Here is a 9,490-nt window from a genome sequence, read left to right on the forward strand (position 1 = left end):
TGCAATCCACCCGGAGAATGCCAATACCCCGGTACGCCGCGTCTGTTACGCCGCCCAGTTGATCCTGACCGGTGATATCGACGCCGAAGAAGATCGCCTGCCAATGCTGCGCCGGATCGAAGATCTAAGCCAGGTGTTCACCGATCCCGATAGCCGTGCTTCACTCGCTGAAGCCACCGAAGCAGTGATCCAGAACAACCACTACCGCTGCCTCAAAGCACTGCGGAACCTGTTACCACGAGAGGATCGCCTGATGGCGGTACGACCGTCTTAGAAACCAAACCATCCGCCCCACAGATGGTAAGGTAGAATTGAATTGCCCCTTTTAGTCAGGGGGCAATTCACGCAAACAAGCGCCCAAATGCAGGTCGCTGATCTTCGACGCCGGCCAGTCGAAGCATATGCCAGGCCAAAGCCTGATTGCTGGAAAATACCGGTATACCGGTTCTGACCTCAATCTCAGGAATGACGCTCAGACAACGTAGGTTAGTGCAGGCAATGACAACCGCTTCACAAGGGGCAGTTTGCGCAACCTGTACAGCTGCAGCTAAAATAGACTGCTCTGTTATCCGCGCCACGACGCGGTCATCACCTTCTTCAAACGACCCGAATGCCGCGATCTCAAAGCCACCCTCTTCCAGTCGACCACGCATGCGCTCCGACACTTCCGGCACATATGGCGTAACAAACCCCAATCGTTCGATACCCAGACGTTTCCCTGCGGCGATAATCGCCGCCAAGGGATCAGTAACACGGGCATTCGGAAACACCGTGCGCACAGAGTGTGCTACGTTTTCGGAGCCAATCACACTGGAGGCTGAAGTACAGCCATAGCCGATCACGTCGAACGGCAAGGAAGGTGGCAATAAGCGGGCTGACGCCGGAAGGTCAGCTTCCATCTGTGCGAGTGTATCGGGGCGGATTTCGGACACCATTGGGATCCGGCTATGATAGAGCGTAACGCCTTCCAGATCTGTCATCCGCGCAAATTCAGGCTCCAGCGTTTCGTCAGTTTCCAAAACAATCACACCCAGCGTCGCTCGGGTGCCAATCCCTTCGTCCGTTTCAAAATCGAGTTTCATCCCGCCCTCCTCTTCAGATTACCGGCAGTTCATCCGCGGCCCGCTTAGTCAGAAGTGATGCTCCATCAGCGCGGACAACAATGTTTTCCTCGTGCACCATAAGACGCCCCTCGCCATAACCGAGTGAGGGTTCGAGTGTGAGAACCATATTTTCCTCAATTATCGTATCGTCAAATTCTGCGTGCGACGGCCATTCAGTTAATTGCATACCCAACCCATGCCCCAACCGCCCAACGTCACCTGTCTGTTCGTCAATCTCGGAGATCACGCCCTGCATCGCATTAAACAGATCGCGGCAGGTGTTGCCGGGGCGAGCAGCTGCCAACCCGGCTTCCGTCGCACGCCACAAGACATCATAGGCCCGCTGCGACGCGTCATCCGCCCGGCCAATTGCAAAATTACGGTCGAAATCGCAAAAATATCCTTCCCAGGTGGCGCCCGTGTCCAGCATCAAAATGTCACCAGATTGTAAGGGACGCGGCGTGGGCGGAGAAATCACATCGTGATACCCACCCTGATCGGCACCTCCAACCAAGTAGGGTACATCATCTGCGCCTTGTGCCAGTGCCTCGCGGCGAAAGGCGCGGAACAGGTCTTCCAGCGGCAGCCCTTCATGGGCCAAATTTGGTACCTGATCGAAACTTCGTGAACCGATTGCACAAATGTGAGCTAGCTTCTCGATTTCTGCTTCAGATTTAACCATCCGCAGACTGCGCACCAGACTGGTTGCATCAGCGACCTCAAGCCCCGGCAGCCCAGTCATAAGCCGCTCATAATCCCCCAGGGGCATGCGCAGCGCTGTTTCATGACCTTTCATCACACCAATGCGCGCGCCCTCGCACGACAGCGGGTTCAGCAATTCGGTCAACAAGCTTATGCCATCATCATTGGGAGATGGGGCGCTCCAACAGCGAATATCCTTGATCCAAGTCGTCCGCATCAATGCGACCCCAATTTCGGGGATGACCGCGATTGGCTTTCCAGTCGCTGGAACAAATAGGAACCATGGGCGCGTTGGACTTTGCCAAAACAGAGTGTGAAAGCCGCTGAAATAGCGAACCTCTGGTTCTGTCATTAACAGCAGCCCCGCTAGCCCCTGCTTGGCCATCAAGGCTTGCGCACGACGGGTGCGATCTGCGAATTCCTTGTCTGGAAAACCCCGCTTTGGCTGGTCAGACATCAGCCCCCTCCATGATCTCAGCGAAAATCGTCGGGTCAGTGACACCTTCGGAACCGATCAGCAACACGCGCGATGTCTTATCCAATCCAAGTGTGGCCGAAAGCTGTGTAGATTGGCATGCTGAAATCAGAGCCGCCAAACCCGCAACAGCACTTTCCCCCGCTTCAATTGCGGGATCTGCCCCCATTGGACGTGCAAGAAGACGCACGGCTGGGGCGACAATTGTATCTGGAATGGTCAGGAAATCTGAGGTTTCCTCGCGCAAAATCTCCCAGGCCATTTCAGAAGGTTCACCGCAGGACAGGCCTGCCATGATGGTCTCTTCAGAGATTTGGACACTGGTTGGCTGACCTTGGCGAGCGCTTTCAAAAAGGCAGGCTGCTAGCTCAGGTTCAACCACGACTACACGGGGACTCTGCCCCCCCCAGTACTGACGCAGTGCTGCAGCAACTGAAGCCGCCAGCCCGCCAACACCACCTTGCAGAAACACATGCGTCGGGGCTTGGTCCAGGGCTTCGCAGGCCTCTCGTGTCATGACACCATATCCTGCCATCACATCGCGAGGCGGTTCGCTATAGCCTTCCCACGATGTGTCAGAAACCACAAACCAACCGTTTTCTTCTGCTTCTTTCCGGGCCAACGCGACTGATGCATCATAATCGCCGTCAATCCGGATCACGTCTGCCCCCAAATCACTCATCGCCTGCGCGCGCCCCTCACTCACCTCGCTGTGAATATAAATGCGGCAGGGTGCTCCAAACCGTTTGCAGCCCCAGGCCAGAGAACGCCCATGGTTGCCATCCGTAGCGGAAACCAAAGTGATCTGCGCACAGTCCTTGGCATAGTCGCCAGCCCGAATGTCGCTCAGAGCAACTTCTGTCTCCAAGCGACGAGACAATTCACGCCCAAGCACCCGCATCGCAGCATATGCCCCACCAAGCGCTTTGAAGCTGCCCAGACCAAACCGCGGTCCTTCGTGCTTGTAGTCAATCCGGGCGACACCAATGCTGGACGCAAGGGCATTTAGGGCAACCAAAGGCGTCGGCGCGTGGCCTTCCCAAGCCGTGATTTCCGCATGGGCGGCCTGAAAATCCTCTTTGGATAAGACCCGGTCTGCAGCTCCATTATTCTCGGGTGTACCCGAAATGTGCTGCAGTTTAGCAGTGGCGAAAATCTTGGTCATCATTTGTCCTTTTCTGCAGGGAGCCGGTCACGCACCAGCTGCACCCAAAACTCTGCGCCAATCGGCAGCAAGGCGTCATTGAAGTCATAGTCTGCCGCATGCAGCGGCTGGCCGTTAGGGCCTTCGGTTCCATTGCCCATCAGCAAAAAACACCCTGGTACGGCATTGCAGAACCGGGCAAAATCCTCTGAAAAGCTCATTGGCGCACGATCACGCAAGACATCCAGACTGGCGGCATTACCTGCCCGGTAGGCAGCTTCAGTTGGTCCGTCAGCATTGATGGTTTCCACAAATTCGGTAGTGAAGTCCACACTGACCGAAGCCCCGTGGGCACTTGCAATTCCTTCTGAAATCTGGCGCATGAACCGCTCAATGGCATCACGATCCTCTGGTGCGCGTGCGCGCACGTCACCTTTCAACACGACCTGACCCGGCAGTACATTACGCAGCCCATCAGTCAGAAATTCGGTGACCGAAACAACGGCGCCTGCACCTGGTGCCAGCTTGCGCGAAACAACAGATTGCAACGCGAGCACCAGCTCTGCCCCGATGGGTAAAGCATCAATACCGACCTGGGGCATCGAGGCATGACCGCCCTGCCCGGTTATCGTGATCTCAAACAGGCTTTCGCTGGCGCAGATCAATCCGGTTCGCGTTGAAACTTGCCCTAAGGGCGCGCCCGGCAAATTGTGAATGGCGTAAACCTCTTCGATGGGGAACTGCTCCAGCACCCCCTCATCAATCATCGCCTGTGCACCCAAACCGTGCTCCTCATTGGGCTGAAACAAAAAAATGACCGTACCGTCAAAGCCACCCTCAACCGCCAACCGTTCAGCCGCCCCCAGTAACATTGTCATATGCCCGTCATGGCCACAGGCGTGCATGACACCCGCATTTTCAGATGTGTAACCGTGTGTGGAAATTTCGGTAATTGGCAGCGCATCCATATCCGCACGCAGACCAATGGCCCTGTTCCCAGAACCAACCCGCAAAAGGCCAACAACCCCTACCCCTTCGTGGACCTCCAATCCAAGGTCTCGAAGGTACTGGGCAACGGATGCTTTAGTCCGAACTTCACGAAACCCAAGTTCGGGGTGTTTGTGAAATTCGCGCCGCAACGCTGTCAATTTTTGATGGAACTCGGTCATCGGCACCTCACTATCTCTCTTACGTGGCAGAATAATCAGAATAAGGGATGACAGGCTTTTGATTTCTCGATTTGGCTACTAAAATAGTCGCCAACGGCGCATGTTACGACTGGAATCGGAAAATGGACGACAAAGATCTGGATATCCTGCGGCTTGTGCAAACCAATGCCCGACTTACCGCCGAGTCGATCAGCCAGGACGTGGGTCTATCTCCTGCTGCGGTTCAAAAACGCCTACAGAAGCTTCGCGCCAGCAATGTGATCGAACGCGATATTGCTGTTTTGTCGCCCGCCAAATTGGGACGCGAAATGACGATCATCGTCGAGGTGATCCTTGAACGCGAAAACCGCGCCCATCTGGACACCTTTAAGCGAAAAATGCGCAACGCACCCTGTGTACAGCAGTGTTACTACACCACTGGCGAAGGCGATTTTGTGCTGATCCTGAATGTCCACGACATCAAGGAATACGAGGAATTCACCCAGGCGCATTTCTTCGATGAATCCAATATCAGCCGGTTCAAAACATCCGTGGTCATGGACAGGGTTAAAGTTTCGCTGGATGTGCTGTGAAACACGGTTAAACGATCACTGGAAAAACACTCGACTTCTTGACCACACCGTAGACAAAACTGGTATCGATTGACGCGATACCACCGATCGCATGTAGCCGCTTACGAACAAAGTTTTCGTAGTCCGCCAGGTCCGCAACCACTACTCGTAGTAAATAGTCTGACATGCCCGTCATGACAAAACACTCCAGAACTTCATCAACCTGGCTCACACTTTGCTCAAATTGTTGAACACAGTCATCTGTGTGGCGTTCCAACGTCACCCGCACAAATACCGTCACAGGCAACCCATAAGCTGCCGCATCAACATCAACGCTAAAGCCTTTGATCGCACCACTTTTCTCGAGCAGCTTCACTCTGCGCAAACATGGGGATGGCGACAGACTAACCTCGGCGGCTAGATCTTGATTCGTCATACGCCCATTTCGCTGCAATGCGCGTATGATTTGGCGGTCCTTATGATCCATTTTAGATCCTTTTTGGCAGATTATGCCAATTTATGGTCACATGCTGGCAGAGTTCGCAATATATGACAGATCTTATGAGCCTAAGATTTTCTCAAAAGAATTTCTGGAGATCATCATGCGCAACCAACCCGACAGCTTCGCCACTCGTGCCATCCACCATGGCTACGACCCAATGGACAACGAAGGGTCACTGACGCCGCCACTGCATTTGACTTCGACATTTGCATTTGAAACGGCCGAAGCCGGGGGTGACATGTTCGCTGGCGAGCGTGCAGGACATATCTATTCACGTATTTCCAACCCAACGTGTGATCTGCTGGAAAAGCGAATTGCTGTGCTGGAAGGGGCTGAGGCCGGTTTGGCACTCGCCTCGGGCATGGGCGCAATCACCTCTGCAATCTGGACATTGCTAGCTCCCGGAGACGAGGTAATCCTCGACAAAACCCTATACGGCTGCACATTTTCTTTCATGCAGCACGGGTTGGCCAAATTTGGCGTCACCGTGACCCATGTTGATCTGACCAACCCCGAAAACCTGCGCGATGCGATTAGTGAAAAAACCAAAGTCGTGTATTTCGAAACGCCAGCCAACCCAAACATGCGGCTGGTCAACATTCGCGCGATTTCGGATATTGCACACGAAGGAAATGCAAAGGTTGTCGTCGACAACACCTATGCAACGCCTTACCTAACCCGGCCAATTGAGCTTGGCGCTGATCTGGCCCTGCATTCGGCGACCAAGTATCTCGGCGGCCATGGCGATGTGGTTGCGGGCCTGCTGGTTGGCAGCGCTGAGCTGATCCAGGAGATACGTCTGTATGGCATGAAGGACATGACTGGTGCGGTTATGGCGCCTTTCAATGCGATGTTGGTCCTACGTGGATTGAAGACACTGGAACTGCGTATGGATCGCCATTGTTCCAGCGCCCAGACGATTGCCGAAATGCTCGAAGTGGCGCCGGGTGTGCAAAAGGTCTGGTACCCTGGTTTGCCAAGTTTTGAACAGTACGACCTCGCCGCTCGTCAAATGAGTCAGTCCGGCGGTATGATTGCCTTTGAGCTGGAAGGCGGGTTAGAGGCAGGACGCGCCCTGATGAACAAGCTGCAGCTGATCACCCGGGCAGTCTCCCTTGGCGATGCGGAAACCCTGATCCAGCACCCCGCCAGCATGACCCATTCCACCTATACCCCGGAAGAGCGTGCCCTGCATGGTATCAGCGAAGGCTTAGTGCGCCTGTCCGTTGGTCTGGAAGGTATTGATGACATCCTTGCGGATCTTCGGCAGGCCTTGCCGCAGGCGCCCCTCTCCAAAGCCGCTTGATAGGGGTTTCAGATATGACCGACCACAAAACTCAGTTGAAAACCGTAGAGCAGCGTTTGCTTTGGCTATCACATTGGATGATCCACAACGCCAACCATATCCGGCCCAAGGCTGATGGGATTAAAGTGGGCGGACATCAGGCGTCCTCGGCATCGATGGTGTCAATCATGACGGCGCTCTACTTTTCAGAACTACGCCCAGAAGATCGGGTAGCCGTGAAACCCCATGCCTCGCCGATCTTTCACGCCATACAATATCTGATGGGAAATCAGACTCGTGAGAAAATGGAGAACTTTCGCGGCTTCGGCGGCGTGCAAAGCTATCCATCTCGCACCAAGGATATCGACGATGTAGATTTCTCCACTGGGTCCGTTGGGCTTGGGGTTGCCATCACCTCTTTTGCGTCGATCATACAAGATTACATTCAGGCTAAATCCTGGGGTGAAGATCAAAACCTTGGTCGAATGATTGCATTGGTGGGTGATGCAGAACTGGATGAAGGCAACATTTATGAAGCCCTTCAAGAGGGCTGGAAGAACGACCTGCGCAATTGCTGGTGGATCATCGACTATAACCGTCAGTCGCTGGATGGTGTAGTACGTGAAGGCCTGTTCAAGCGCGTCGAACAGATATTTGACGCTTTTGGCTGGGACGTTGTTCGCGTCAAATATGGCCACCTTCAACAGGCCGCGTTTGAAGAACCGGGCGGGGAGGAACTACGCAACTGGATCGATAACTGCCCAAACCAGATGTATTCCGCGCTAACCTATATGGGCGGAGCAATCTGGCGCGAACGCCTGATGGAAAGCCTGGGGGATCAGGGCGACGTTACAGCCCTGATCGCGCGCCGGAACGACGATGAACTTGCTGCGCTAATGGAAAACCTCGGTGGCAACTGCGTTCAGACCATGGCCGATACATTTGCGGCAATCAATCACGACCGTCCTGTATGCTTCCTGGCCTATACCGTCAAAGGCTGGGGCACTCCTATTGCCGGACACAAAGACAACCATGGCGGCTTGATGAACAAGACCCAGATGGTCGAATGGCAAAAGAAAATGGGCGTCGCCGAAGGGCAGGAATGGGAGAAGTTTGCAACGGTTTCCGACCCGGATAACCTTCAGTCGTTTTTAGACCAAACGCCATTCTTTGCCAAAGGCGCACGCCGGTATCACGATGAAATCATCGATGTGCCTGCCATTGAGCTAGCGTCTGGTAAGGACACTTCGACCCAGATGGCCTTTGGCAAGATTTTGGATGACCTGTCAAAAGGGGAGAGCCTGCTGGCCGAACGGATTGTCACAACCTCACCTGACGTTACTGGCACCACCAACCTTGGCCCTTGGGTAAATCGCCGCAAACTGTTTGCCCGCACCCATCAGGCTGATACCTTTAAGGCAGAGAACATCCCATCTACCGCCAAATGGGAATTCGCGCCAAATGGTCAGCATATCGAGCTGGGCATTGCAGAGATGAACCTGTTCCTGCTGCTTGCGGCGGCTGGGTTGTCCCATTCCGTTTTTGGTAAGCGATTGATCCCAATCGGTACGGTTTATGACCCGTTCATCGCCCGTGGCCTCGATGCGCTAAACTACGCCTGCTATCAGGATGCTCGGTTTATGATCGTGGGTACACCTTCAGGCGTCACATTGTCGCCTGAAGGTGGTGCGCACCAATCTATTGGCACACCACTGATCGGCATGTCTCAGGACGGGCTTGCCGCGTTTGAACCGGCATTTGCCGACGAACTGGCAGTTATCATGCAATGGGCGTTTGCTTACTTGCAAAAAGACGGCGAAAGCGATCCGGATGAACGCACTTGGTTGCGTGACGAAACCGGTGGATCGGTCTACCTGCGCTTAACCACCAACCCAATTGAACAACCGGGTAAGCGCGTCGATGAGGATTTCCGGCAGGGCGCCATTGATGGTGCATACTGGTTGCGCAAACCGGGGCCAAATTGTGAAGTAGTTATCGCCTATCAAGGCGCGGTCGCCCCCGAGGCCATCAAGGCCGCTGGCATAATAGGTGAAGGCCGACGAGATGTTGGCGTACTGGCTGTGACATCAGCTGATCGGCTGAACGCGGGTTGGACAGCTGCACAACGGGCACGCTCAAACGGTATCGCCACCGCGCAGTCCCACGTAGAGACATTGCTGAAAGATCTGCCGCAGCATTGCAAACTTGTCACCGTCATCGACGGCCACCCAGCAACACTATCATGGCTGGGTTCAGTTCATGGCCACCAGACTGTGCCTCATGGCGTTGAGCACTTTGGCCAGACTGGGACAATTGCCGATCTGTACAGGCATTTTCGCATTGATGCGGACTCGTTGGTACGTTCAGTTGGGCAGCTCACAACCGGCCGGAAAATCTCGCATCTTTCAGCCGTATCCTGAAGCTATTGGCGGTATCTGTAAGGTGCGGTTACCCGTGGTACATCCCGTTTGTTGACTATAGCTTTTCCCTGAGGACTTCGTAAGGCGTCTTTCCGTCGTGTGCGCCGTGAGGTCGGTGGAAGTTGTAAAAGCTCTCCCA

General features: G+C 54.4%; 9 protein-coding genes and 1 pseudogene. 4 read left to right on the forward strand and 6 right to left on the reverse strand.

Going from position 1 to position 9,490, the window contains the following annotated elements; all coding sequences use genetic code 11:
* On the forward strand, positions 1-274 hold a 274-nt coding region (locus FEE96_RS23285), incomplete at its 5' end, for a flagellar biosynthesis repressor FlbT (RefSeq protein ID WP_138165527.1).
* A gap of 67 nt (positions 275-341) precedes the next feature.
* Here the strand turns inward: FEE96_RS23285 and FEE96_RS23290 are convergent.
* From FEE96_RS23290 to FEE96_RS23305, 4 genes are read right to left on the reverse strand one after another with little or no spacing between them, the layout of a single operon-like run.
* Positions 342-1,082 (reverse strand): maleate cis-trans isomerase family protein, encoded by a 741-nt coding sequence (locus FEE96_RS23290; RefSeq protein ID WP_138165528.1) that lies wholly within the window; start codon positions 1,080-1,082, stop codon positions 342-344.
* Between the two features lie 13 nt (positions 1,083-1,095).
* Positions 1,096-2,262 (reverse strand): M24 family metallopeptidase, encoded by a 1,167-nt coding sequence (locus FEE96_RS23295; RefSeq protein ID WP_138165529.1) that lies wholly within the window; start codon positions 2,260-2,262, stop codon positions 1,096-1,098.
* Positions 2,255-3,445 (reverse strand): diaminopropionate ammonia-lyase, encoded by a 1,191-nt coding sequence (locus tag FEE96_RS23300; protein ID WP_138165530.1) that lies wholly within the window; start codon positions 3,443-3,445, stop codon positions 2,255-2,257. The genes FEE96_RS23295 and FEE96_RS23300 overlap by 8 nt, the downstream gene beginning before the upstream one ends.
* Positions 3,445-4,593, reverse strand: coding sequence for an amidohydrolase (locus FEE96_RS23305; protein WP_138165531.1), 1,149 nt, complete (start codon positions 4,591-4,593; stop codon positions 3,445-3,447). The genes FEE96_RS23300 and FEE96_RS23305 overlap by 1 nt, the downstream gene beginning before the upstream one ends.
* A gap of 122 nt (positions 4,594-4,715) precedes the next feature.
* Between FEE96_RS23305 and FEE96_RS23310 the strand changes: the two genes are divergently transcribed.
* Positions 4,716-5,165: an Lrp/AsnC family transcriptional regulator gene (locus tag FEE96_RS23310; protein WP_138165532.1), complete on the forward strand. Its 450-nt coding sequence runs from the start codon at positions 4,716-4,718 to the stop codon at positions 5,163-5,165.
* A gap of 7 nt (positions 5,166-5,172) precedes the next feature.
* On the opposite strand, the gene FEE96_RS23315 is transcribed toward FEE96_RS23310, so the two are convergent.
* Positions 5,173-5,631 carry an Lrp/AsnC family transcriptional regulator gene (locus FEE96_RS23315; protein ID WP_138165533.1) on the reverse strand — a complete coding sequence of 153 codons (459 nt, stop codon included), beginning with the start codon at positions 5,629-5,631 and terminating at the stop codon, positions 5,173-5,175.
* 115 nt (positions 5,632-5,746) lie between these two features.
* Between FEE96_RS23315 and FEE96_RS23320 the strand changes: the two genes are divergently transcribed.
* Entirely contained in the window at positions 5,747-6,952 is a 1,206-nt protein-coding gene (locus tag FEE96_RS23320; RefSeq protein ID WP_138165534.1) for a methionine gamma-lyase, read from the forward strand.
* Between the two features lie 14 nt (positions 6,953-6,966).
* On the forward strand, positions 6,967-9,351 hold the full coding sequence (locus tag FEE96_RS23325; protein ID WP_138165535.1) for a 1-deoxy-D-xylulose-5-phosphate synthase N-terminal domain-containing protein: 2,385 nt from the start codon (positions 6,967-6,969) through the stop codon (positions 9,349-9,351).
* Between the two features lie 55 nt (positions 9,352-9,406).
* On the opposite strand, the pseudogene FEE96_RS23330 reads toward FEE96_RS23325, so the two are convergent.
* Positions 9,407-9,490: pseudogene (locus FEE96_RS23330) on the reverse strand (IS481 family transposase); the annotation flags it as partial.

The organism is Parasedimentitalea maritima (assembly GCF_005771405.1).
GTDB lineage: Bacteria > Pseudomonadota > Alphaproteobacteria > Rhodobacterales > Rhodobacteraceae > Parasedimentitalea > Parasedimentitalea maritima.

Excerpts from the sequence above, each read along its gene's own strand:
- FEE96_RS23290 (WP_138165528.1), bottom strand. The coding sequence starts at position 1,082 with ATGAAACTCGATTTTGAAACGGACGAAGGGATTGGCACCCGAGCGACG.
- FEE96_RS23295 (WP_138165529.1), bottom strand. The coding sequence starts at position 2,262 with ATGTCTGACCAGCCAAAGCGGGGTTTTCCAGACAAGGAATTCGCAGAT.
- FEE96_RS23300 (WP_138165530.1), bottom strand. The coding sequence starts at position 3,445 with ATGACCAAGATTTTCGCCACTGCTAAACTGCAGCACATTTCGGGTACA.
- FEE96_RS23305 (WP_138165531.1), bottom strand. The coding sequence starts at position 4,593 with ATGACCGAGTTCCATCAAAAATTGACAGCGTTGCGGCGCGAATTTCAC.
- FEE96_RS23310 (WP_138165532.1), top strand. The coding sequence starts at position 4,716 with ATGGACGACAAAGATCTGGATATCCTGCGGCTTGTGCAAACCAATGCC.
- FEE96_RS23315 (WP_138165533.1), bottom strand. The coding sequence starts at position 5,631 with ATGGATCATAAGGACCGCCAAATCATACGCGCATTGCAGCGAAATGGG.
- FEE96_RS23320 (WP_138165534.1), top strand. The coding sequence starts at position 5,747 with ATGCGCAACCAACCCGACAGCTTCGCCACTCGTGCCATCCACCATGGC.
- FEE96_RS23325 (WP_138165535.1), top strand. The coding sequence starts at position 6,967 with ATGACCGACCACAAAACTCAGTTGAAAACCGTAGAGCAGCGTTTGCTT.